23 protein-coding genes are annotated in these 23,800 nt (G+C 55.1%); 10 read left to right on the top strand and 13 right to left on the bottom strand.

The window, feature by feature from the left end; all coding sequences use genetic code 11:
• Positions 1–284: 284 nt before the first annotated feature.
• Positions 285–1,166 carry a cation diffusion facilitator family transporter gene (locus tag O9H85_RS17120; RefSeq protein ID WP_269882629.1) on the bottom strand — a complete coding sequence of 294 codons (882 nt, stop codon included), beginning with the start codon at positions 1,164–1,166 and terminating at the stop codon, positions 285–287.
• 143 nt (positions 1,167–1,309) lie between these two features.
• Complete coding sequence (locus tag O9H85_RS17115) at positions 1,310–1,735, bottom strand: hypothetical protein (protein ID WP_269882628.1); 426 nt, start codon at positions 1,733–1,735, stop codon at positions 1,310–1,312.
• Between the two features lie 179 nt (positions 1,736–1,914).
• Here O9H85_RS17115 and O9H85_RS17110 point away from each other — a divergent pair, with 179 nt between their 5' ends.
• The gene (locus tag O9H85_RS17110) at positions 1,915–2,298 is read left to right on the top strand and encodes a hypothetical protein (protein WP_269882627.1); all 384 of its coding nucleotides are present in this window, start codon (positions 1,915–1,917) and stop codon (positions 2,296–2,298) included.
• 262 nt (positions 2,299–2,560) lie between these two features.
• Here O9H85_RS17110 and O9H85_RS17105 read toward each other — a convergent pair whose 3' ends face one another.
• Positions 2,561–2,725, bottom strand: coding sequence for a hypothetical protein (locus tag O9H85_RS17105; RefSeq protein WP_269882626.1), 165 nt, complete (start codon positions 2,723–2,725; stop codon positions 2,561–2,563).
• Positions 2,726–3,275: 550 nt separating this feature from the next.
• Here O9H85_RS17105 and O9H85_RS17100 point away from each other — a divergent pair.
• From O9H85_RS17100 to O9H85_RS17090, 3 genes are all read left to right on the top strand, one after another.
• The gene (locus O9H85_RS17100; RefSeq protein WP_269882625.1) at positions 3,276–4,241 is read left to right on the top strand and encodes an aldolase catalytic domain-containing protein; all 966 of its coding nucleotides are present in this window, start codon (positions 3,276–3,278) and stop codon (positions 4,239–4,241) included.
• 191 nt (positions 4,242–4,432) lie between these two features.
• Positions 4,433–4,891 carry an MOSC domain-containing protein gene (locus tag O9H85_RS17095; RefSeq protein ID WP_333474211.1) on the top strand — a complete coding sequence of 153 codons (459 nt, stop codon included), beginning with the start codon at positions 4,433–4,435 and terminating at the stop codon, positions 4,889–4,891.
• A 25-nt stretch (positions 4,892–4,916) separates the two neighbouring features.
• Complete coding sequence (locus tag O9H85_RS17090) at positions 4,917–5,747, top strand: SPL family radical SAM protein (protein WP_409348156.1); 831 nt, start codon at positions 4,917–4,919, stop codon at positions 5,745–5,747.
• An 11-nt stretch (positions 5,748–5,758) separates the two neighbouring features.
• Here the strand turns inward: O9H85_RS17090 and O9H85_RS17085 are convergent, their stop codons facing one another.
• Positions 5,759–6,655 carry an AraC family transcriptional regulator gene (locus O9H85_RS17085; RefSeq protein WP_269882623.1) on the bottom strand — a complete coding sequence of 299 codons (897 nt, stop codon included), beginning with the start codon at positions 6,653–6,655 and terminating at the stop codon, positions 5,759–5,761.
• Between the two features lie 128 nt (positions 6,656–6,783).
• Here O9H85_RS17085 and melA point away from each other — a divergent pair, with 128 nt between their 5' ends.
• Positions 6,784–8,166 (top strand): alpha-glucosidase/alpha-galactosidase, encoded by a 1,383-nt coding sequence (gene melA / locus O9H85_RS17080; protein ID WP_269882622.1) that lies wholly within the window; start codon positions 6,784–6,786, stop codon positions 8,164–8,166.
• A gap of 201 nt (positions 8,167–8,367) precedes the next feature.
• On the opposite strand, the gene O9H85_RS17075 is transcribed toward melA, so the two are convergent.
• Positions 8,368–9,771, bottom strand: a complete 1,404-nt coding sequence (locus O9H85_RS17075; RefSeq protein WP_269882621.1) for an NAD-dependent malic enzyme — start codon at positions 9,769–9,771, stop codon at positions 8,368–8,370.
• Between the two features lie 151 nt (positions 9,772–9,922).
• Positions 9,923–10,972, bottom strand: coding sequence for a peroxiredoxin family protein (locus O9H85_RS17070; RefSeq protein WP_269882620.1), 1,050 nt, complete (start codon positions 10,970–10,972; stop codon positions 9,923–9,925).
• Between the two features lie 137 nt (positions 10,973–11,109).
• Between O9H85_RS17070 and O9H85_RS17065 the strand changes: the two genes are divergently transcribed.
• A complete protein-coding gene (locus O9H85_RS17065; RefSeq protein ID WP_269882619.1) occupies positions 11,110–11,496 on the top strand; it encodes an SH3 domain-containing protein in 387 nt (128 codons plus the stop codon).
• A 542-nt stretch (positions 11,497–12,038) separates the two neighbouring features.
• On the opposite strand, the gene O9H85_RS17060 is transcribed toward O9H85_RS17065, so the two are convergent.
• From O9H85_RS17060 to coxB, 6 genes are all read right to left on the bottom strand, one after another.
• Positions 12,039–12,494 carry a DUF420 domain-containing protein gene (locus tag O9H85_RS17060; protein ID WP_269882618.1) on the bottom strand — a complete coding sequence of 152 codons (456 nt, stop codon included), beginning with the start codon at positions 12,492–12,494 and terminating at the stop codon, positions 12,039–12,041.
• A gap of 42 nt (positions 12,495–12,536) precedes the next feature.
• Positions 12,537–13,418: a cytochrome c oxidase assembly protein gene (locus O9H85_RS17055; protein ID WP_269882617.1), complete on the bottom strand. Its 882-nt coding sequence runs from the start codon at positions 13,416–13,418 to the stop codon at positions 12,537–12,539.
• 116 nt (positions 13,419–13,534) lie between these two features.
• On the bottom strand, positions 13,535–13,849 hold the full coding sequence (locus O9H85_RS17050; RefSeq protein WP_269882616.1) for a cytochrome C oxidase subunit IV family protein: 315 nt from the start codon (positions 13,847–13,849) through the stop codon (positions 13,535–13,537).
• A 1-nt stretch (position 13,850) separates the two neighbouring features.
• Positions 13,851–14,474 carry a cytochrome (ubi)quinol oxidase subunit III gene (locus O9H85_RS17045; protein WP_269882615.1) on the bottom strand — a complete coding sequence of 208 codons (624 nt, stop codon included), beginning with the start codon at positions 14,472–14,474 and terminating at the stop codon, positions 13,851–13,853.
• Positions 14,471–16,321: a cytochrome c oxidase subunit I gene (gene ctaD / locus O9H85_RS17040; protein WP_269882614.1), complete on the bottom strand. Its 1,851-nt coding sequence runs from the start codon at positions 16,319–16,321 to the stop codon at positions 14,471–14,473. Before ctaD ends, O9H85_RS17045 begins: the two co-directional genes overlap by 4 nt.
• A gap of 29 nt (positions 16,322–16,350) precedes the next feature.
• Positions 16,351–17,352: a cytochrome c oxidase subunit II gene (coxB, locus tag O9H85_RS17035; protein WP_269882613.1), complete on the bottom strand. Its 1,002-nt coding sequence runs from the start codon at positions 17,350–17,352 to the stop codon at positions 16,351–16,353.
• A gap of 345 nt (positions 17,353–17,697) precedes the next feature.
• On the opposite strand from coxB, the gene O9H85_RS17030 reads away from it, so the two are divergent.
• The 4 genes from O9H85_RS17030 to O9H85_RS17015 all read left to right on the top strand — a co-directional run bounded on the left by O9H85_RS17030 (position 17,698) and on the right by O9H85_RS17015 (position 22,688).
• Positions 17,698–18,405 (top strand): hypothetical protein, encoded by a 708-nt coding sequence (locus O9H85_RS17030; RefSeq protein ID WP_269882612.1) that lies wholly within the window; start codon positions 17,698–17,700, stop codon positions 18,403–18,405.
• 193 nt (positions 18,406–18,598) lie between these two features.
• Positions 18,599–20,497: a DEAD/DEAH box helicase gene (locus O9H85_RS17025; RefSeq protein WP_269882611.1), complete on the top strand. Its 1,899-nt coding sequence runs from the start codon at positions 18,599–18,601 to the stop codon at positions 20,495–20,497.
• 111 nt (positions 20,498–20,608) lie between these two features.
• A complete protein-coding gene (locus tag O9H85_RS17020; RefSeq protein ID WP_269882610.1) occupies positions 20,609–21,199 on the top strand; it encodes a guanylate kinase in 591 nt (196 codons plus the stop codon).
• 331 nt (positions 21,200–21,530) lie between these two features.
• Positions 21,531–22,688 carry a conserved virulence factor C family protein gene (locus tag O9H85_RS17015; RefSeq protein ID WP_269882609.1) on the top strand — a complete coding sequence of 386 codons (1,158 nt, stop codon included), beginning with the start codon at positions 21,531–21,533 and terminating at the stop codon, positions 22,686–22,688.
• Here O9H85_RS17015 and O9H85_RS17010 read toward each other — a convergent pair.
• Positions 22,685–23,662 (bottom strand): MBL fold metallo-hydrolase, encoded by a 978-nt coding sequence (locus tag O9H85_RS17010; RefSeq protein ID WP_269882608.1) that lies wholly within the window; start codon positions 23,660–23,662, stop codon positions 22,685–22,687. The genes O9H85_RS17015 and O9H85_RS17010 overlap by 4 nt on opposite strands.
• Positions 23,663–23,800: the final 138 nt, after the last annotated feature.

The raw sequence follows: 23,800 nt of genomic DNA, 5'->3' as shown, positions 1-23,800 counted from the left end.
GAAGCTTTGGATCAAGAAATAAGGCAGGGTACCGATCGCGATAAAAGCAAACAAAAATCCTTGCAACATGGCTTTGAGGTTCTTCATCTATCATTCCTCCCGAAGTATTTTTTTGTCTAATTTGTGAACTTGTAATGATTATAAACCCCTTCTGTGAATTAAACATTACAAGAACCTTAATCCTGCATTAAAAAATGTAAAGCGCTCCCATTCCTCCCCTTCGGGACGACAAAAAGAACAGTCCCGGCCGGACATCCGAGACCTCTCATCAGCCGTTGTCGCCGCTACCTCTCCTGCTCCAAGTACGGCTCGATATGGACATGCACCTTCTCGATCCGATGCTCGTCCAGCATCCGTTTCTCGATATCGTCGCTGATCCCGTGGCTCTGCCCGACGGACAGCTCTGCGTTCACCTCGACGACCACATCGAGCAGCACGCTGCTGCCATGGACTCTCCCCCGGATATCGCGAATCCGCTTCACCCCCGGCGTGTCCGTAACGGTCTGACGGAACACCTTCAGCTTCGCGTCATCGAACCCGTCGGTTAGCGCGTGGGTCGCCTCCGAGAAGATATCCCAGGCGGTCTTGCAAATCACGATACCCACCGCCAAGGCGGCCGCGGGGTCGAGAATCGGAAGACCGAGCCGCGAGCACAGAATGCCTGCTGCTGCGCCTAAACTGACAAGGGCATCCGACCGGTTATCGTAAGCCGCCGCCATCAGCGACTGGCTGCCCACCCGCTTCGCCAATCGCCGGTTATACCAATAGACGAAGCCCATGACGACTGCAGAGCCCAACGCCACCCAAGCGGCGGAAAGATCGGGTATGCCGTCACTCCTGTCCCAAAAGCTGCGGGCTGCCTGAAGCACCACCTGCAGCCCGGCGACTGCCATCACGAAGGAAGCCACCATCGAAGCGATCGTCTCGGCGCGCATATGCCCGTACGGATGATCCGAGTCCGGCGGCTTGCGCGCCATGCGCAGCCCGATCAGCACGGCCATCGATACTGCGATGTCGGTCGTATTGTTAATGCCGTCGGCGGTCAGCGCTTCCGATCTTGTGAAGTAGCCCGTGCCGATTTTGACCAAGGACAGGATCACGTAGGCTCCGATACTGAGCAAGGCCCCTCTCTCGCCCTGCTTCAGCTTGTGCTCGTAAGATTCCACGACGGTTTCCCTCCATTCTTTCAAGCGGCAATCGATTCGTTACGCAGGTTCGTTACACAGGCAGTCTCCAAGGACCGCCCGCTCCCCGGCAAACGGAAACAGCGGCCCGACCCTTGCGGGTGAACCGCTGCCCAGTGCTTAGGCTATAAATGGACGCCCGCGTCGAAACGGTCGTAATCTTCGTCCGAAGGGTCGAACTTCCCCGTCTCGTCGTTATAAGCGCCGCTGGACTTATTCACGTAGTCGGAAGCGGACCGTTCCAGCTCGCTGTCCGCCCAGTCCTCATTAACGATATGCGCCGGTATAGGGATCATGCTCTCCATGTCGTAAGCCATCGAGTACGTCTCATGCTCATCCGCGGCACCCATTCCTTCGGCCAGCTCTCCGCCATGCGCCTGAGCGATTTCGAGCGCCGAGGTAAGGTCGTTCCGGTCAACCATGATATGGAGCGTTGGCCGCTCGGTCTCGGGATGCAGGCTTACCCGGTAGCCCAGCTCCTCCATCGTATCCAGAGCCAGCAAGGCTGCTCGCCTGGAATCGAATTGAAAAAAAATCGGTACGCCGCTCATCGCAAACGCCCTCCTTTGTCACATCAATTTTGGCAATGATCGGCTATAGCTTTCCCGGGCACCAGGAAATCTATTCCTCCGCTTCCGGCGGGACATACCGGAGATCGGGGAGGCATAGGATGATAGCGGCAGGATGTCCCTGCCCGCCCATTCCAAGAAAAAGAAGGGAGTACTGCCCCATGTCCACTTATCCGCCCGAACGGCCGGAAGCCGACGAGCCGAACCAAAGCGGCGCCGAACCGCCGAAAGCGACGGCAGATGATGTGCAAGCGAACAAATGGGCCGCCGTGCTGGCCTACATCCTGTTCTTCCTGCCGCTGCTGGCCGCCAAAAATTCCAGATTCGCCATGTACCACGCCAATCAAGGACTCCTCCTGCTGCTGGCCGCCATTGCAGCCAATATCGTGCTCGGCCTGATCCCGCTGCTCGGGCTCCTGCTCGTGCCGCTGGCCAACCTGGGCGTGCTGGTTCTGACGATTATCGGGATTCTGAACGCCGCTAGCGGGTTCTTGAAGCCGCTCCCGGTCATCGGTTCCCTTTTTACGCTGATCAAAGCGCCCTAGCCTGAACCCGCGGGATGAACGACGCCAAGCCGCCCTTGTACTATCCGAGGGCGGTATTTTTTTGCAACCAGGATAAACGGCTACGCTGTCCTTGTCTTATAAGGACCAGCGCGTTTACCAAGGTTGATGCGAAGCTATAAGTTACGAAAAACTTATATTCTTAATCAACTAAAAAAAAGACCGCTTCTGATTCTTAAGAGAACCAGATAACGGTCTTCGTTTCTTGCCGTTTCATTGTTAAAGCCCTTTCTAGGGCAGCCGACTATTTAGGCAGCGGGCCCCAAGTATGGTCGGGACGAAGGCAAACTTTTTCCGGAGGATGGGTATTGTCCACCGTGGCGACTTTGATGCAGCTTGATAAACCGGTCTCAAATTGGATTCCCTCATGCTTAAGCACTGCCGGCTTGGAGTACCGTTTCTTTTCCATAGCCTTTCACCTCCTTGGCATCGCATTGATACTTTTTGTATCATAACTTTATTATAGAAGCTCGTATTTGCGAAAAATAGGTATTTTTTGTAAATAGCCAACGCGATTTTTTTGCTGAAAGCAAGTGAATAGTGCTGTCTGATTGAAATTTTCATCGATTCTTAGCATGCGAAGAAAAAAGATTGCCGGTTGAAGCGGAACGGGCGAAAGCATTGTCTACTTAAAGCGGCTCCGGCAAAAATCAACTTTCCGCGGGATATGTACGCAAATCGGCTTTCTTGCTGCAGAACGATGGAATACCGTGTCAGAATGAAGTGAATTTAGGCTATAAAATGTATCTTTTCCGTTTGCCTAGCTCTCTGGAATTTGTTATCATTGACAAGTGGAAATTGTTATGACATATTAGAAAAGTAATAGAGATACTTTATCGCTTGAAAGCTTAAAAGCCGAAAAGTACCGAAAGCCGGAAAAGCTTGCCGGCCGCTTCGGATCAATTGCATGCCCGACCGAAGCGTCGTTCGGCCCCATTTTTGAGAGGAGTAATTGTACCATGACCAGAGACAATCACAGTATTCTCGACTGTACCATCCGTGACGGAGGATTAGTCAATAATTGGGACTTTAGCGTCCAATTCGTGAAGGACATGTATTACGGTCTGAGCGAAGCCGGCGTAGAATATATGGAGATCGGCTACAAAAACTCCGCCAAGCTGCTTAAAGGCGCCGATGCCGGTCCTTGGCGCTTCCTGAACGAGGATTTCCTAAAGGAAGTCATTTCGGAGAAGAAAGAAACGAAGCTGTCCGCTCTAGTGGATATCGGCCGCGTCGACGAGAAGGACATTCTGCCCCGCGAGCAAAGCCAACTGGACCTGATCCGCGTGGCCACCTACATTAAGGATGTAGACAAAGCGATCGACCTCGTGAATAAATTCAACGGCTACGGCTACGAGACTTCGATCAATATCATGGCGCTCTCCCACGTGATGGAGAATGACCTGAACGAAGCGTTCGAGGAAATTGCGAAGTGTCCGGTAGACGTTGTGTATGTCGTAGACTCCTACGGCAGCATGGATCCGAAGGACATCGACTACCTCATCTCGAAATTCCAGCGCCAGCTGCCGAATAAGAAGCTCGGCGTCCATATGCACAACAACATGCAGCTTGCCTTCGCCAACACGATCGTGGGCGCGAACAAAGGCGTGCAGTTCCTCGATTCCTCCGTATACGGCATGGGCCGCGCTGCGGGCAACTGCCCGACGGAGCTGATCGTCAGCTACTTGAAAAATCCTAAATACGACCTTCGTCCGTTGATCGACATTATCGAGAAGCATATGATTCCGATGAGCCAGAAGTGGGAATGGGGCTATGTTATTCCTTACATGGTGGCCGGCGTCCTGAACGAGCATCCGCGCGCGGCCATGGCGCAGCGAGCAAGCGACGAGAAGGATAAGCTGGTTGAGTTCTACGACAAGCTGACCTCTCCCGAAGTTATGCCGACCAACCATCATTCGGACTGATTCGGAGCAGGGGGATGACCCCGAACCTATCGCATAGCAGCACCCGGCACGGTTAGCCTATCGGCTCCTACTGCCGGGTGTTTATTCTTTTACAAGGAAGGGTGATACCATGCAAACTCTGGAGGCTCAAGTCTTGGCCGTACTGGCAGCGCGGGAGCTGGACTCCTTCATCACCCGCCGGGAACCTTCGATTGAGGTCGAGCTGGGCGGAATCCCGGGCGACCGTCATTACGGGCTGCTGCGGCCCGCTGACTCTCGGCAGAAGTTTTACCCGAGGAATACTGATCGCCAACCGGCTTCAGCTCAGCCTTGTCTCCGCAGAGGAGCTCCGAGCGACCGCTCTTGGGCTGGATATTGAAGACATTCTGCCGGAATCGCTGGGCGCCAATGTTCTGCTCTCCGGCCGCCCTGAACTGACGCAGCTGCCGCAGGGGGCTCGTCTCCTTTTTCCCGATGGGACGGGACTCATTTGCGAAGGCGAGAACCTGCCGTGCACCGGACCCGGCGAAGTGATCGCCGAAGCGCTGGGGCGGGAAGAGCTCAGCACCCGCTTCGTGAAGGCGGCGAAGAAAAAGCGCGGCATCGTATGCTCGGTGGAACGCGAGGGCCGGATCTCGGAGGGAGATGCCGTCCGCATTCTCATTCCTTAGGAGGCGGCTTATGAACGAGGAACGAATGGGCCCCGTCGCCATCCAGTACCGTCCCCCTTCCCGGCTGCTGAATCCGGCAAGCGGTTACTTGACGGGCTACACCCATACCCTGAATCCGTATGCGGGCTGTGCCTTCGCCTGCAGTTACTGTTACGTTAGAGAGATGCCCGTCGCCAAATTCCGCAAAGACGCCTGGGGAAGCTGGGTGGACGTCAAACAAAACGCCGCGCCCCTCCTCGCCAAAGAGCTCCGCCGTGCGAAGCGCAAAGGCCCGGTCACGGTGTTCATGTCCTCTTCCACCGATCCGTACCAGCCTGCGGAGTACAGCACCCGGCTGACACGCTCCCTTCTTGAGATCATGGCAGAGTCGGAGACGATGCCGGACTTCCTGCTCGTGCAGACGCGCAGTCCGCTGGTGACCCGGGACATCGATCTGCTGCAGCGCCTTGGCGAACGGGTGCGTGTGAGCATGACGGTCGAGACCGATCTGGAGCCCGTCCGCAAAGCATTTACACCGGCAGCGCCGCCCATCCCCGGACGGCTGCAAGCGCTGCGCCTGCTCGCGCAGGCCGGCATTCCGGCTCAGGTAGCCGTATCGCCCGTGCTGCCGTGCAGTGATCGGTTCGCCGCGACGCTCGCTTCCACGGGCGTCCACCGGCTATGCGTCGACGACTTCTTCCTGGGTGACGGCAGCCTGGGCAGGCGCACCGAACGGCTCGGCATTCGCCGCATTCATGACGCCGAAGGCTACGGCGCCTGGTATTCGCCGGACGCCATCCGCCGCGTGCTGGAGCAGCTGCGGCAGCATTACGACGACGGCGCCATCTTCGTCAGCCAGGCCGGCTTCCTGCCCTAGCTTCACGCGAGTCAAGGCTCAATCCGCAGGAAATACACCGGATCGCCTCTTTGGCCCAGCCGGTATTCCTGCGGGGTGGCTCCTACGAACGAACGGAACACCTTGATGAAATAGTTCGTGTAACCGAAGCCTGTTTCCCGCGCTACGGCATCGACGGTTTTGTCCGTGTGCCGGAGCAGCCAGGCCGCCTGCTCGACGCGGATTTTGCGCAAATACTGATTCGGCTTCAGTCCCGTCTTCTTCAGAAATTGCCGGCAGAAGTGATACTTCGTCAGACCGGCCGCCTCCGCCAAGTCGTCTACCGACAAATCCATCATATACTGGCCCTTCATCAGCTTCACGGCAGCCCGCATCGAATCGGGCAGCTCTTCCGTTCCCCGAACGATATCGCGTCCTTCCGCCAGCCGGTGCAGAGACATCAGCCATTCGTAAAGTCTGGCGGATATCGTGTATTTATCGAGCTGTGGTTGCCGGCAGATCTCGGCGTAAAGCTGGCTGAGCAGCCGCACGGGCTCCTGATGCCCTTGCAGCGACAGCACCGGCCCGAAGGCACGGGTCAGCTCCGTCCAATGGTTCAGCGCATCCGTACCCGCCACAAGCACATACAGAAACTCCCACCCCTCCCCTCCCTCCGGATAATAGTACTCCTGATCGCTCGGCACCACCGTGAAGAATCCCGTTTCCTTCGGCAGCGCAAAGGTACGTTCACCATCCCGAAACATTCCCCGCCCGCTCAGCGTGTATTGGAAGATGGCGAAGCCGCCGCCCCTGTGCAGTCCATGCCACCGGTACGACGGAGAGTTCACATGCTCCCAGCCGATACTGATCAGCCGCAGTGGCTGGCTGGGTGCGCTCAAATATTTAAAGCCGAAGCTGGTCCGTTCGTATGCTTCGTGAGGATACAGCACTATAGTCGCATCCTTTCGCTAATATGTTATCATTGTAACCCTTCGCGGATATGCCTTATTATGGAACTGAACCGGCTGACATGTCAATCGCGAAAGGTACATATTTGATATATATCGGAGGGATTACGATGATTCAAATTGCCATGATCGGTGCAGGAAGCATCGGCTTCACCCGCAGGCTCATGATGGACATTTTATCCGTACCTGAATTTCAGGATGCGCAATTTCGTTTCATGGACATCGATGAGGAAAATTTAACGATGGTGACGGGCCTATGCCGCAAAATGATCGAAGCGAACGGCCTGCCGGCGTCGATTCGGGCTACGCTTCATCAGCGGGAGGCGATCGCCGGAGCCGACTACGTCTTCTGTACGGCTCGCGTAGGCGGGCTGGAGGCGTTCCGCCGTGATATCGAAATTCCGCTGAAGTACGGCGTTGACCAATGCGTAGGCGATACGCTCGGACCGGGAGGCGTTTTCTTCGCCCTGCGGACGATCCCTGTGCTTCTGGATATTGCCCGCGATATGAGAGAGCTTGCTCCGGACGCGCTGCTCCTCAACTACTCCAATCCGATGGCGATGAACACGTGGGCTCTGCGTCGGGCCGGGGGCGTACGCGCGATTGGGCTTTGCCACGGCGTACAGCACAGCCATTCGCTGATCGCGAAGGCGCTTGGCCTTCCCAAGGAGCAAATCGACTATACGGCGTCGGGAATCAACCACCAAACCTGGTTCGTCAAGGTGTCCCATCGAGGGCGCAATCTGCTCCCCGAGATCCTGCCTTCGATGGAGCGGCACCCGGAGATCTCGCTGCAGGAACCGTGCCGCATCGATGTGCTCCGCCGCTTCGGATACTTCTCCACCGAATCGAACGGGCATTTGAGCGAATATTTGCCCTGGTACCGCAAGCGCGGCAAGGAAGAAACGGCCCGATGGGTCTATGACAAGGTATGGATCGGCGGGGAAACCGGCGGTTATTTGAACCATTGCCTGAGCCGCGGCGACGAATATAAGGAAAACTACCCGAAGTGGCTGAGCGGTGAAAAAGAGTTCATCCGGCTCGGCGAACGCTCGGAGGAGCACGGCTCCTACATCCTGGAGGCGCTTGAGACGGGAAGGGTGTACCGCGGCCATTTCAATATCGGGAACCGCGGCCTCATTACGAATCTTCCGGACGGATGTACGATTGAGATCCCGTGCTATGTGGACCGCAGCGGCATTCAGCCGACGTTCGTCGGCGATCTTCCGCTGGCCTGCGCTGCGACCTGCCGCACAAGTGTCAGCGTTCAAGAGATGGCCGTCGAAGCGGCGCTTACCGGAGACCGCACGCTCGTGAAGCAGGCGGTCCTGCATGATCCGCTGACCGCCGCGGTCTGCACGACCGACGAGGTATGGCGCATGTGCGACGAAATGTTCGAGGCGCTTGCGCCTTGGCTGCCTCAATTCAACGGTGAAGGCCGGACATGGCGCGACCTTCCGGAATGGAATCACGGCAGCTTATCCAAATCATAAGCGCAGGAAAGCACAAGGGGGGCTATCTCAAAAGTCATTTTACATTTTTTATGCCCCACATAGATTGCTGAGTTAGCAGAAAAGAAGCTTCCATCCTCACCTTGACAGTGGGTTTGGAAGCTTCTTTATTGGAATTTTGGGTCTAGTTGATTCCGCTAGACCCTTTTGGTACAGCCCCTTGTATGATAAGCTTCGGGACGCTTAACGGAAATCCGGCGGAATCCGGCGGGCAACCCCGGTCAGGATAGCCGCTTCAATCACCGCATGGCGTACCTTGGTCACGACTTGCTCGTTAAATATACTCGGAATGATATACTGCTCATTCAATTCCTTCTCCGTAACCACGGAGGCGATCGCTCTGGCCGCAGCAAGCTTCATCGGTTCATTAATGCGGCGGGCCCGGCAATCGAGCGCCCCCCGGAAGATTCCCGGGAAGCATAGCACGTTGTTGATCTGGTTCGGATAGTCGCTTCGCCCGGTACCCAATACCCGGACATGCGGAAGCGCTTGTTCCGGATCCACCTCCGGCTTCGGATTCGCCATCGCAAATACGATGCGGTCCGGCGCCATCGTCTGAAGATCCTCCGCGTTCAGCAGACCGCCGCGGGATACGCCGATGAAGACGTCGGCTCCCGGGAGCACCTCCTTCAGGCTGCCGGAGACGCCCTCAACCTGAGGCTGCTCCGCAAGCCACTGCCACATCGGATACGGGTAGGTTCCTCCGTTCACGATCGCACCATCCCGGTCAACCGGAACAAGGCGGGTTACGCCCGCGGCCAGCAGCATTTTGCAAATGGATACGCCGGCCGCACCGATGCCGTTGACTACGATCCGGACCGTTTCGATCCGCTTGCCGACGACCTTCAAGGCGTTGAGAAGACCTGCTACGACGACAACCGCCGTCCCGTGCTGGTCATCGTGGAATACCGGAATGTCGAGCTCCTCGGACAACCGGGTTTCGATTTCGAAGCAACGCGGCGAGCCGATATCCTCGAGGTTAATTCCGCCGAAAATCGGCGAGATCGCCTTCACGGTACGGATAATCTCCTCCGTATCCTTCGTGTCGAGACAAATCGGGAATGCGTCCACGCCGGCCAGCTGCTTGAACAGCATCGCCTTCCCTTCCATGACGGGAGCGGCCGCATGCGGTCCGATATCCCCAAGTCCGAGCACCGCCGTTCCGTCGGTTACGACGGCAACGGTGTTTCTTTTGATCGTCAGGGAATAGGCCTTGCGAGGGTTTTCGTGGATTGCCGTACACACTCTTGCTACCCCAGGCGTATATACACGGGACAAGTCATCCCGGTTCTTGATCGGCATGCTCGGTTGAACCCCGATTTTACCGCCCAGATGCACGAGGAAGGTCCGGTCCGAAACGTTGATCAGCTTGATCCCTGTGCGCTCTTTCAGCGCCTCCACGACCTGCGACTCCGCCGCCTCCGTTACGTCGACCGTGATGTCGCGGACGGAAGAGTCTTTGCCGGGCCGAATGACGTCAATGGATGTAATATCACCGCCAGCCTGACTGATGACGGCCGCTACGTCCCCGAAGGTTACCTGCTCATGATTCAACTCCACACGAAGAATTATACTGGTATGCGCCATTCATATCCCATCCTTATTATAAATTTTTCGACTTTTTTCTCACATATGATTGTCATAAGCTTAAGATAGCCCTATGTTAGCATGTCCTTCCTAACTCTTGCAATTCGCAATTTCTTATCAGGGCCATAAGACGATCTTTTATAGTAATCGCTTACTTAAAAGATTCCGCATTTCGTTTGGCGTTGTCCAGCATTTGTTTATCCATCGGCCCTTGATGCTTCTCCCGGATGATTCCGTTCGCGTCGATCACGTAAGTCGCCGGGTAGGCGTTCACTTTGTATGTCCGTCCCACGTCCCCCGAGCTGTCAAGCGCCACCGGGAAGCTCAGCTTCCACTCCTTCGTCCAAGCCTGAACGACCGGCACGCTCAGCTCCGTGCTCGTCGCGTTGATTCCAAGAACGATGGCGCCGGAAGCTTCGTTAGCGGAATGAAACTCCTTCAAATACGGGATTTCCGCTTGGCAGGGAGGGCACCAGGTTGCCCAAAAGTTCAGAAATACCGTCTTTCCGCGATAATCCGACAGCTTCACGACGGTCCCGTCCAGCTGCTTCAGCTCAAAATCCGGCGCCGTTTGTCCCACTTTTAGCCCCACCGATGCCGCCGCTTCCGCTCCCTGACGGCTCCCGAGATTTCCTGCCACAGCAGAAGCCAATGCAAAAACAAGCGCAACCGCCGCCAGCCTTTGCACCGCGGACCGGTATGCGACGGGCTCTCTCCGGCTAAGCCACCATCCGCTGATTGCAGCTCCGAGCAAGCACGGCAGGCCGGCTGTCAACAGGGTTCCTTCCCCTGTAAAGACGGCAAATGCCATTTTTACCGAATACCCCCCTATAATGGAAAGAGGAACCGAATCGATGTAAGGGATTATCGATTTTCGGTTTTTCCGCACGGCAAAGCCGACATAGCCAATTGCCGCCAAGAAGGCCAGGGCAATTCCTAAGGCTCCTCCGTTGAAATAAAGCAGCGAAGATGGATGCCGCAGCGCTTCCTTCCCTTGGACGAGCAGTACGCTCAGCTTCCAGACGAGCACCCAGATGAACAACGCATTCCATACATAAGAGCTTAAGCTTCCGCTCGCATCCGTCTGCTTTAACCGGAACGTCAGAAGGAGCATTCCGGCCAAGACCACTACCAGGGTGATCATAACATCCTTTTGCAAAATAAGCGGTCCCCATACGATTGATTCCATGATTGCTTTCACCGTTCCTCCTCTATGGTCTATAACCCCATTGTGAAACGACTTGAAACGCATGTCAAATCCGATACCGCTCGCGTTGTCCCGGCTTGCCGAGTCAAGCTTGACATCATACAACCAGAACTGCAGTAGGAATCATACCCATGAAAAAACAACTTACCGCATTGCTGCTTTCATCCGCTATCGCCTTAAGCTTCACTGCGGCTTTTACCGCCGAGCAAGCCCATGCCGCCGCCAATGCGACAATCGTAAGCGGCGTGAACCTACGAACCCAGCCGAGTACAAGCTCTAAGACGATCGGCATCCTGAAAGCCGGGGAGACGGTCGAGCTTCTGGCAAAGGCGAACAATTACTGGTATCAAGTCAAAGACGCCCAAGGCCGGACCGGCTATGTCTCGTCGAACAGCAAATATATAAAGCTGCTGTCTCCCGGCAGCTCCAGCGTCGGATCAAGCTCCAATTCGGGTACAAACCCGGGCACAAGCGGAAGCGGCAATGGCAGTGGCAGCACCACCGGAGGCTCGCATTGACTCCATTGCAGGAAAGCATTGGGAGTACCGCTTTATTTTCGGCGGTAGCGCACTTTAATCGCGATTTTCTATTTTTGTCAAAAACTACTTTCTCTACATCTGTCCACCCGTACATACGGGTGGTTTTTTATTATTTTTCCATATAAGAAAAACTCCTTATCGGAGTCCTTCAAAGCAGCCAGACCGTTTTTAGAGGTAGTTTTTCTTGGTATAGAAAGTTGCAGTCCGCTTTAGCGCTTTAGCGAACTTAAACTTTCTATAACGTTAAAAAAGGCTCTTCATCGGAAGAGCCCAGATTGACGATAAACCCGGATATGCAGAAAAAATGCTAAAGGTTAGGTGGGGTATCCCCTGCAGGAGCGATAGCGTCCGCCATTGTTATCGGAAAATGACCGCTGTAAACACGTATAAATTGAAAATTTTCCGATAACAACAGCGGCCGGAAGGGGATACCCCACCGGGTACCAAAGCAGCTTTCTTATCTCATGGGTTTCTCTACAGCCTGAGACTCTTCATCGGAAGAGCCCTTCGTTTCGAATCGATTACAGCCCAAGAATCGCGTCGATCATCGGCTTCGTCTCGCCGCCCGGATACATGACGTACAGCAGCACATACACGATTACCCCTGTCGGTGCCGTCAGAAGCCACATGACCGCCGTCACACGTCCGATTCGCTTATGCTTGGCGAACCGTTGGTTGAACGCATGGAGCAGGGTTACGATCCCGAACACGCCCGCGCACGTAGCCAGAAAGATATGAAAGAACAGGAATATATGATACGCCAGCTTCAAGCTATCCGGACCGCCGAAGGTTGTATTGCCGATAAAGACCGTCCGGCTTGCATAGATGAGGAAAAACGCCAACGCGAAGCTTGCGCTCCAAAGCATGAGCTTCCGGTGCTTTTCCCTCTCGCCCCGAAGAATCGCGGCCCAGCCGAAAGCCAGAATGACGGCGCTGATGACAATAAAGCTGGTACTGATCGTCGGCAAAATCATCATGATAAATCCCACCTAATTTTAAATAGACAAATGGTTATGCACTCAAGCCCCGTTCGTATTTCCTTGGGGATGTAAATAAGCCGAGTTTGGAAGCAGGTCTTCTTCCTCCTCCTTCTTCCGCTCCGTCCGGTACCACTTGAAGAAGGTGTGAGCCAGAGCGACGCCATAGACGATTTCCTGGATGATTTTCATAATGACGCCGCCCAGCTGTTGATCGTCAATGATAGGAAGCAGCAAGTACTGCTCCGGCACGTTCGCATACATGGCGTACATCGGATGAGACGCGAATATAATCAGCGCGCAGGCCGGCGTGAGCAGAATCCCGTTCAGAAATATATAGCCCAGTTTCTTCAGCTCCGACATTTGATTGTATTCCGGAAGCGGGCAGAACACCGGGAACCACATTTGGAACGCCGCCAGCAGGAAGACGATTTGATACAGAAGCATGAGCATCGCATGCGCCATCAGAAAGTCCATAATCTTCGGCATATGATACATAGAGAATATTAAGTTAAACGTAAAGAGCGAGACCAGGGGGGACGTAACGAAACGCATCATACGATCCGCCGTTTTCCCGCGAATCGCTCCGCGCAGCAGCCAGCCCGGCATTCCCAGCAGCAGGAAAGGCGGCATGATGAGATACAGCATCGACTGCTGCAGCATATGGGCGCTGAAGGAATAATGATGCCCGTAAAAAGAGATGGGACTCCCTTCGGCAGCGTACCAAATCGCAAGCCCCCCCAAAAACCAAGCCTGCTGTTTAAAGCCTGTTTGCTCATTTCCGGCAAAATGATAACGCCACCGGGTTACCGCCAAAGTATATAATACACCGACCACCACCAGCATGAGCATAAAGCCGGGGCTCCACAGCTCCGTAAACGTGCCTGCTCCCGCTTGCGCGATCTGACTACCATGCGTATGCATTTCGTTGCAACTCCTTTCCGTTCATCGATTTGGAACAATTATGGCTAATCTGTGAAATTTTTCCCAATCTTATGCAAAAAAGAGGGGCTTTATTGCAAAAGCCGCCTCTCTCTCTATTACCACCACAACCAGTAAACTGCTGCCGCCACGGCCGTCAGAGCAACGAAGCCTCCGAACGCAAGGCCCATAATCGGAAAGAAATGTCCTCTTTCCTTCATATGCATCCAGTACACCAGCTGGAAAAGAATTTGAACGATCGCGAGACCGACCAGGAACATGACGATAAAGGAACGGTCAAGGCCGCCGTAAAGCACGATCGCAAATGCGAGCATCGTCAAGACGATGGAAATAATGTAAGACAAGTAATGGTTCTTCGGTCCTTCCAGACGATGCCTCTCGTTACCTGCAGATGATGTATGTTGGCTGCTCATGTTACGGACCCACCTTCCCCATCAGGTAAACTACGGTAAAGATAAAGACCCAGACAACGTCGATAAAGTGCCAATACAGGGAGGCTACGTAATACTTGGGTGCCGTTACGACGGTTAGCCCTTTCTTGAAGCCTTGAATAATCAAGAGTCCGATCCATAGTACACCGAAGGCAACGTGCGCTCCGTGAAAGCCGACCAACGTATAGAAAGATGTAGCAAATGCGCTCTTGGTAAACGTGTGACCTTCATGCACATATTCCGTGAACTCATAAATCTCAAGTCCAAGGAATGCCAGGCCGAACAAAATTGTTACAGCCATCCATGCTTGCAGCTGTTGGAACTTTTGGCGGTGCATCGCCATGATGGCGAACACGCTTGTCAAGGAACTGGTAAGCAGGATGAATGTGGACAACGCTACGGTGTTCAGCTGGAACAAATGCTGTGCTGTCGGTCCGTCGGGCACTTGGTTGCGAAGCGCGATAAACGAGGCGAAGAGCGTACCGAACAATACGCATTCGCCGCCGAGGAACAGCCAGAAGCCCATAACCTTATTCTTGCCTTCCAGCGTTGCCGTTTCTGCGTGAGGTGGCAGGGCACCGCTTACTTCTTGATGTGCTGCACTCATGCCTTAACCCCCTTGTCGTTTAACTCCTCGGGCTCGATATGCCAGCCGTGGTCATCGAATACCGAGCGCAGGAACATACAGACGAGCACGATACCAAGACCGATAATGCTCACCGGGTAATGGCGGTAAATGAAGCCGTAACCCGAGATAAAGAACCCGATCGACATGACCAGTGGAAGAATGGAACCCGACGGCATATGAATCGATCCGATCGGCTCGGCCGGTGTCATTTCTTTGTTTCCTGACATTTTTTCTTTCCAGAAAGCGTCCAAACCGCGAACGAGCGGAGTTTGCTTGAAGTTATATTCCGGAGGCGGCGATGCGATCGTCCACTCCAGTGTGCGGCCGTCCCATGGGTCAGCCAGTGCGTTAGCCGGTTTGCTGTTTGTTACGATAATGTTGATAAGGAACACGATCATACCGATCCCCATCAAAAAAGCACCGATGGTCGAGATAAAGTTGCCCTGTTCAAGACCTACACCAGGTTGGTATGTAAATACCCGGCGCGGCATGCCCATCAGACCGAGGAAGTGCTGCGGGAAGAACGTTAAGTGAAACCCGATAAAGAATGTCCAAAAATGTATTTTCCCCATTGTTTCGTTGAGCATACGGCCGAACATCTTTGGCCACCAATAGTACGAGGCCGCGAACAGAGCGAGTACCAAACCGCCAACGATAACATAGTGAAAGTGCGCTATTACGAAGTAAGTATCGTGATACTGAAAGTCAGCTGCAGGAACCGCTAGCATAACCCCGGTTACGCCGCCCATAACGAAGGTCGGAATGAACGATGTTGCAAAGATGTTCGCCGTAGTGAAACGGATTTGCCCGCCCCACAACGTGAACAGCCAGTTAAAGATCTTAACGCCCGTAGGAACCGCGATCGCCATCGTAGCTACCCCGAAGATCGCATCTCCGACGGCGCCGATGCCCGTCGTAAACATGTGGTGAGCCCATACCATGAAGCCGAGGAATCCGATCAGTGCCGTAGCGAATACCATCGAGCTGTATCCGAACAGGCGTTTTTTGGAAAATGTTGCGACGATCTCAGAGATAATGCCGAATGCCGGCAGAATCAAGATATATACCTCAGGGTGTCCGAAAATCCAGAAAATATGCTCCCATAAAACGGTGTTACCACCCTTTGCCACATCGAAGAAGGCACCCTCGAATATGCGGTCGAACATCAGCTCAACAAGACCTACCGTAATCGCAGGAAACGCGAACAAAATCAGAAACGAAGTGATGAACGCGGTCCAAGTAAACAGAGGCATTCTCATGTAAGTCATTCCGGGAGCACGCATGTTGATGATTGTAACAAGGAAGTTAATACCTCCGATTAGCGTACCGATACCGGCAATCTGAAGACCTAGAACGTAGAAGTCGACGCCATGGAATACGCCTGTTTTATCCACAATTCCGGAAAGCGGAGCGTATGCTGTCCATCCTGCGTTAGGCGCCCCGCCCAGCAGCCAAGACGTGTTCATCAATACACCGCCCGCAAAAAACAACCAGAATCCTAACGCATTCACGAACGGGAACGCAACGTCACGCGCGCCGATTTGAAGCGGAACGACCGCATTCATGAAAGCGAAGATAACAGGCATCGCAGCAAAGAAAATCATTGTCGTGCCGTGCATTGTCGTCAATTGGTTGAAGGTATCGCCGATAAATATCTTTTGGTCCGGATACATCAGCTGAATCCTCATTAGAATCGCTTCAAGGCCGCCCATAAGGAAGAAGATGCCGCCGGCGATTAGGTACAATATACCGATCTTTTTATGGTCCACCGTGGTAAGCCAATCCATAAGCCCGGTGTGTCGTTTTACCGTGTGTGCGTGAGCCACCGTTTTTTACCTCCTTTTTCCTGCGCTCGTTACTTCAACGAATTCAAATATTTAATGACGTCGTTGATTTGATCGTCTTTCAGCCCCAGCTTCGGCATCGAGTTGCCCGGTTTCACGGATTGCGGATCGTGGATCCATGTCTTCAGGCTCTCGTCGTTGTGAGGCAGAATACCCGCAACGAGCTCACGGGAAGCAAAACCGTTCAGATTCGGACCTGCCCCAAGACCTTGAGCGTTCACTGCATGACAGGCCATGCAATTATCTTTAAAGATTTGTTCGCCGCGTTGGGCGTCCGCCGGAATGACCGCAGGCGTTTTCATTTTTGCTACCCACTTATCGAAATCGGCAGGATCCATCGATTTAACTTTAAAGTCCATCAAAGAGTGGGATGCCCCACAAAGAACGGCGCATTTCCCTTTGAATGTTTCAACATCATCCGCCTGCAAATAATAAACGTTAGTCAACCCTACGTTCGCATTCATCTTGCCGCCCAGCGACGGAACCCAGAAGGAATGCGTCACATCGGCAGAAGTGATTTCAAAAGCTATCTTCTTGCCGGTCGGAATGACAAGATCCTGCGCGGTAGCGATTCCAAGATCCGGGTATTGGAACTGCCACCAGAAGGCATGCGCCGTTACTTTGACATGAATCGCATCTTTGTCGTTACGGTGGTCTTCAAGCGCTTTAAAGGTGTACTGAACGGTAGGAACAGCCAGGATGAGGAGCAGGATGATCGGAATGACGGTCCAGACGATCTCCAGTACGTGGCTGCCTTCCACTTGTTTTGGAATGATGTCTTTGTCGCCTTTTTTCTTTCTAAAGCGAACGAGAACATACAAGTAAATTATAAATACGACCGCGACAACCAGGATCATAATTCCGAAGCTGAGCTTCATCAGGAACAGCTGATCTCTGGCCACGGGACCCCTTGGCTTAAAGGCGGAAATCGTACCGTCTCCACATCCCGTTAACAGCAACATCATCAACCCAAAAAGAGGGATGAAGCGCCACAGATTTTGCCATCGATTCATCTTATCAATCCCACCTTAGAAAGCAAATATTTTTCTAGCAAAATACACAAAAAAGGTCATAACTTGTCAATGAACCTAATCACCATATTAACTATAAATTCGTGTCTACTTTTTGTCAATGAATCTGAGGAAGTTCACAAATTGTTCTCAAACGGCGATTTTACTAGGTTTTATCGCAATAATCTCATCTTGGTTATTTCCATAAACCGGGTCTTTTATGCATCTTGCGCCCCTGATTTTGCATAGCATGGAATGTCCCTTTTCGATTCATCCTAAGACGGAAAACAGGTTATCCGGTTCCCTGCCGGCAACTTCAGAATTCCCACGCAGAAGGAGGATTATTCCATGCGTTCGGCTAAACTTATTGCAGCGGCTTTCATCGGCTCGGCGCTTCTCGCGGTCGCCGGCTGCTCCCCAAAGTACGACTATCCCAGCGCAAACAATTTTGGCAGTAAACGTGATCTTCCGCGGCAGGATACGTCCCGCGCTTATCAGACTCAGCAAGAGTATGCCCGCGTATCCCATCAAGTAACCAAGCTCGATATGAATCAATTTCTGTCCGACCAAGTGGCCGCCATGGATGGCGTAGGCAGCGCGATCGTTATGATGGGCGATCACGTCGCGTATACCGCCATTACAATCGATTCCACGGCTACTGGCACCAAGGGAGGCCCCGGGCCGAGAGAAACCAACAACTACGGCTGGGTCCGCGGCTTGTACAACCCGGCTCGTCCATACGATGATACGGCGTACCCGGACGACCTCATTACCGGCTTTAACGGGGACGAGACTGAAGCTCATCACGAGCACCTGTCCCACTTGTTCAAACAAAAGATCGCCGAGAAGATTCGTCTGCTTCAGCCGGATGTCTCCGACGTGTACATTACAGCGAACCGGATTGTCGTCAACGAATTCACCAAGCTGGCGCAAGAAGCCTGGCACGGCCGTTCCCTGGACCCTTACCGCGGCGAGTTCATTACGATGATGGAGCAGTTGTTCGGCACGAGTCGGACCATCCCTAACCAGGCGGAAAACAACGGCCGCGAATATTAATGAAGAAACTGCGCACGGGGTGCTGTGTGCAGTTTCTTTTTACCGCATGTTGCTGTAGAATGCAGAGGTGGGATGAGGCCCCGGTCCTCCCATCGAACTTCGCCTTGTTAGATTGTGCCAAAAACGACGATGCTTATACATAGGGATGGTGCATTTTTAAACGGCATACTTGAGCCCATAAGGAGATAATATAATGAAGAAAAAAAATTTCGCCACGCTCGGCTTGAGCGACCAATTGAATGATGCGCTTATCGGACAGGGCTATAGCGAGCCTACTCCGATTCAAAGCGAGGCCATTCCAACGATTCTAACCGGCATCGACGTCATTGGCCAGGCACAGACGGGAACAGGGAAAACGCTGGCTTTCGTTCTGCCGCTCCTCGAAATGATCGACCCCGGCAAGCCACATGTCCAAGCGCTGATCGTCACGCCCACCCGGGAGCTCGCCATTCAGATTGCCGAGGAAGTCAACCGCTGGGCTCCGCTCAAAGGAATTCGCTCCTTATCCGCGTACGGCGGTCAGGATGTGGAAAGGCAAATCCGCAAGCTGGAAGGCGCCATCCATATCATTATCGCGACGCCGGGCCGATTGCTCGATCATATTCGCCGCGAAACGGTTCAGCTGCATAAGCTGTCGACACTCGTCTTGGACGAGGCCGACCAAATGCTGCACATGGGATTTCTGCCGGAAGTGGAGCAAATTATTTCGGTAACGCCGAGCCGGAGACAAACGCTGCTGTTCTCGGCGACGATGCCGCAGCGCATTCGGGATTTGGCGAAAGCGTACATGCGGCAGCCGGTTGAAATCGAAGTGAAGGCGAAGCGGGTTACGCTGGACGAGATCGAGCAGGTCGTCGTGCAGACGACGGACCGCGGCAAGCTGGACGCGCTGTGCCATCTTATTAATGAAGAAAAACCGTATCTGGCGATGATTTTTTGCCGGACGAAGCTCCGGGCGACCAAGCTGAATCAGGAGCTGGCGGAGCGCGGTTATTCGACCGATGAGCTGCACGGGGACTTGTCGCAGGCGAAACGCGAGCAGGTCATGAAGCGATTCCGGGATGCCAAGATCCAGCTGCTGGTGGCGACGGATATTGCCGCGAGGGGTCTCGATGTGGAGGGCATTACACACGTATTCAATTACGATATCCCCCACGATGCGGAGAGCTACATTCACCGGATCGGCAGAACCGGCCGGGCCGGCCAGACCGGGAAGGCCTTCACCTTCGCGGCGCCGCGCGATGCGATGTACCTGGAGCAGATCGAGCGCGGGATCAAGATGACGCTCGGTAAGCAGGGCGGCCGCCGGAACGAAGCCGTAGCTGGAGCGCGCGGGCTGGAGGCAGGCCGGGCCAGCCGCGGCGGACGCGGAGCCGGTACGGGCGAGCGCGAGGCGCGGGGCGGCGCTAGAGGCGCTGCGGCGCTAGCGGGACGCGGACGCGGTGGGGACGCCGGCGCTAGCGGGCGTGCGGACGCCGGTGACTGGAGCGGCCAGCGCGAGGTGCGCGGTGGCGCTAGAGGCGCTGCGGCGCTAGCGGGACGCGGACGCGGCGGGGACGCCGGCGGACGCGGGCGCTCGGGCGCAGGCGACTGGGGCGGCCAGCGCGAGCCGCGCGGTGGCGCTAGAGGCGCTGCGCCTCAAGCGGGACGCGGCGGAGACGCGAACGCTCGCGGGCGTGCGGGCACCGGCGACTGGAGCGGCCAGCGCGAAGCGCGGGGCGGCGCTAGAGGCGCTGCCGCTCAAGCGGGGCGAGGACGCGGCGGAGACGCGGGCGGACGCGGACGCTCGGGAGCAGGCGACTGGAGCGGCGAACGCGAGCCGCGCGGTGGCTCTAGAGGCGCTGCGCCTCAAGCGGGGCGCGGACGCGGCGGAGACGCGGGCGGACGCGGGCGCTCGGGAGCAGGCGACTGGGGCGGCGAGCGCGAGGCGCGGGGCGGCGCTAGAGGCGCTGCCGCACAAGCGGGACGCGGCGGGGACGCGGGCGCTCGCGGGCGCTCGGGAGCAGGCCGCGGGACGGCGGCGCAGGGCGGACGCGGAAACCGCGGAACGCAAGGGCGCGGCGGTACCGGCGGACGGCGGCGGGAGCGCTAGACGGCGGGCCCGAACCCGTGGCACTCTTTACCTTGTCTGTGAAACCATGTAAAATGAAATGGAGGCCAATCGGCGGAGAATGCACACTTCCCAAAACGAAGGAGGCTTTCTATGTACGAATTGAAAGACAAGGAGCTTATTTTCGTATTTACAGGTCCGAACGGCGCAGGCCGCAGAACGGTGGCTCAAATGTCCGGCAGCACGCTGGGCATCAAACAAGTACTATCCTACACGACAAGGGCTCCGCGCCCGGCGGAATTGGATGGACAGGATTATCATTTTGTTACCATGGAAGAGTTTAAAGCTGCCGAAGAACGCAACGAATTCATCGAAGTCATCGAGCTTGCCGGCAACCGCTACGGCATTAAAGAGCAGGATGTGGCGGACATGGTTCAGAAGTACGGGACGGTCTATCTGGTTCTCAACCGTCACGGCGCCGAAACCCTTAAGGAGCTTTACGGCGAACGTATTGTGCGTATTTTTATTTACGCCGACCGGGATACTATTCTGAAGAGAGAGCAGGAACGGGGAGATACCCAGGAGCTCATCGACCGGAACATGTCGCAATACGATATCGAACTCGATTACAAGGACCAATGCGAGCATGTATTTGAAAACTTGGACCTGGCCCATACCGTGTTCGATTTAACGAAAGCGCTGGACGAAAACTACCTGCACCGAAAGCTGCTGGATTTGGATTAAGAATAAAGACAATCGACCGCTGCTCCTCTTGAAGAGCCGGCGGTCTTTTTTGCATTATACCTATCAACGGACGAACACGAAATACCCCGAGATGTTCCCCGTAGTTCCCGAGCCCGAAGCGAAGGATAGTGAAGTGCGCCCTGCCCCTCCGAACGGATGACTGTCGTTTCATGCTGCCCCGAAGTATAATAGAAGCTATATATAAGAAAACTCTTATCCAAGAGCTTTAAATTAAGAATTATCGTACAATTTTAGTTTCTATTTTTATAATTTTGTTTGTTTCGTTTTCGCTTCACAATGATTCGACATAAGTGAAGGAGGAACCACAGAGATGTCCATCATCAGCATTGAACCGACGCCGAGCCCGAACACGATGAAAATCAACCTGACCGATAGCCTGCCGGCCGGCGTTCGGCAAACCTTTCACCGCGATCAGGCGGGCTCCGCGCCAGAGCCGCTGAACAGGCTGCTCGAAATCGAGGGCGTCAAAAGCCTGTACCGCGCCGCGGATTTCATCGCGCTGGATCGTACGCCCAAGGGCGATTGGCAGCAAATCCTCGCTTCCGTACGGGATATTCTGGGGGCCGGGGGCGAAGCCGCCCCGACGAACGCGGCGGACGAATCGAACGGCGCTGCGGAGAATGCCTTCGGCGAGGTGCAGGTACGACTGCAGCACTTCCGCGGCATCCCGCTGCAGGTGAGGGTGTCGAACGGCAAGGAGGAACGCCGCGCCGCATTGCCCCAACGATTCAGCGACGCGGCGATACGGGGTGCGGCCGCTGCGCCGAATCTGATCAAGGAGCGGTCCTTGGACGAATGGGATGTTCGTTACGGCGAGCTGGAGGAAGTGCTCGGCGAAGTCGTCCAGGAGCTTGACGCCTCTTATTCCGACGAGCAGCTGGAGCAGCTCGTCCGCCAAGCCGCGGCGGGCCCTGTTGGCGGAGAAGCCAAGGAGCTGGCAGCCACCCAGCGGCGCAGCTTAAGCCTGGACGAAGCACGTGAAGAGCTGGCAGCGCCGGATTGGAAGCGGCGCTATGCCGCACTGCAGCAGCTGAAGCCTTCGGACGAGACGCTTCCGCTGCTGATTCATGCGCTTGACGACGACCAATCCACCGTGCGAAGATTAGCTACCGTCTACCTGGGTGATATCAAGGAGCCTAAGGTGCTTCCTTATTTGTTCCGGGCGCTTCAGGATCCGTCGGCCTCCGTTCGCCGGACGGCCGGAGACACGCTGTCGGATTTGGGCGACCCCGCCGCACAGGGAGCGATGATCCGGGCGCTGCGGGATCCGAATAAGCTGGTACGCTGGCGTGCAGCCCGATTCCTTTACGAGGTCGGGGATCTACAGGCGCTGGAAGCGCTCCGTCAAGCCGAGGAAGACCCCGAGTTCGAGATCCGAATGCAAATCCGGATGGCGCTGGAGCGAATCGAGGGCGGGCAAGCGGCCGAAGGCTCGGTTTGGCAGCAAATGACAAGAAGAGAACGCTAAGCATCGGCGTTCTCTTCTTTATTGTGCAGCGTTTGTCCCGGCATCGTCTCGCCAAGCTTGAGGAGATGGAGCCGCTCCGTCGCTAAGCCGCGCCGCTTCCATTCCGATTTCAGCCGGTTCAAGGCCTCGAGCGGAGTATCGTTGGACAGCTTATAGGCTCCGTAGTGCATCGGAACAAAATGCTCCGCACGACAGTCAATGAACGACTGTACCGCCTCCTCCGGAGTCATGTGCTGCATGTGCATGAACCATTCCGGCTCATAGGCCCCGATCGGCAGAAGTGCGATCCCGATGTCGAAGCGGTCCCCGATCATCTTAAACCCGGGGAAATACCCGCTATCTCCGGCGAAATAAATCGCCTTTCCGCATCCTTCCCCTTCGTACGGCTTAAGCACCCAGCCTCCCCAATGGGAGCGGTTGGCATCTGTCAGCGTCCTTCGCGTCCAGTGTTGGGCCGGCACAAAATGGAGCTCCATCCCCACAAGGCGCACTCTTCCCCACCAGCTCAGCTCGGTCACCCGGTGGAAGCCGCTCGTCATTAGCTTCGTACCGAGTCCCTCCGGCACGAAGAGCTGGAGGTGGTGATTGAGGCGGAGCAGCCTTTTCAATGAAGACAAATCCATATGATCGTAATGGCTGTGCGACAGCAGGACGGCATCGATACGAGGCAGCTCAGCCAGGTGAATGCCCGGCTCGGTCATGCGCTTGTCCAGGCCCATCCGTTCGGCCCAGACCGGATCGAGCAGCAGGTTGATACCGGCAATCTGCACCAAAAACGAGGAATGGCCGATCCAGGTAACCGTCGTTTCCGTCCGGTTGCCGCGCAGCAGCTCCAGCTGCCGGTTCTCGCAGTAAGGCACTTTATAGGAATAATCTTTTATTTTCGCTTTCTTCTGCCTGCGCCACTTCCGTACATCCCGCAGGGTTTTTGTATTCCGTACGCCGCCTAAATTTTCGAATCTTTGTCTCGGCACAAGGCACACCTCCCGGTTTCATACCGTCCTCTTGTTCTCTATTTCATTCGAACGAGGGCAGGCCGTTTCACAGGGTCTGTATTAGATTAACCGTCATGATCCGATCAGAAACTGATATAATTAGACCAGCAGATTAGA

This window comes from Paenibacillus gyeongsangnamensis, assembly GCF_027533625.1.
GTDB classification, from domain to species: domain Bacteria; phylum Bacillota; class Bacilli; order Paenibacillales; family NBRC-103111; genus Paenibacillus_G; species Paenibacillus_G gyeongsangnamensis.
This window is presented reverse-complemented; position numbering and strand designations above follow the sequence as displayed.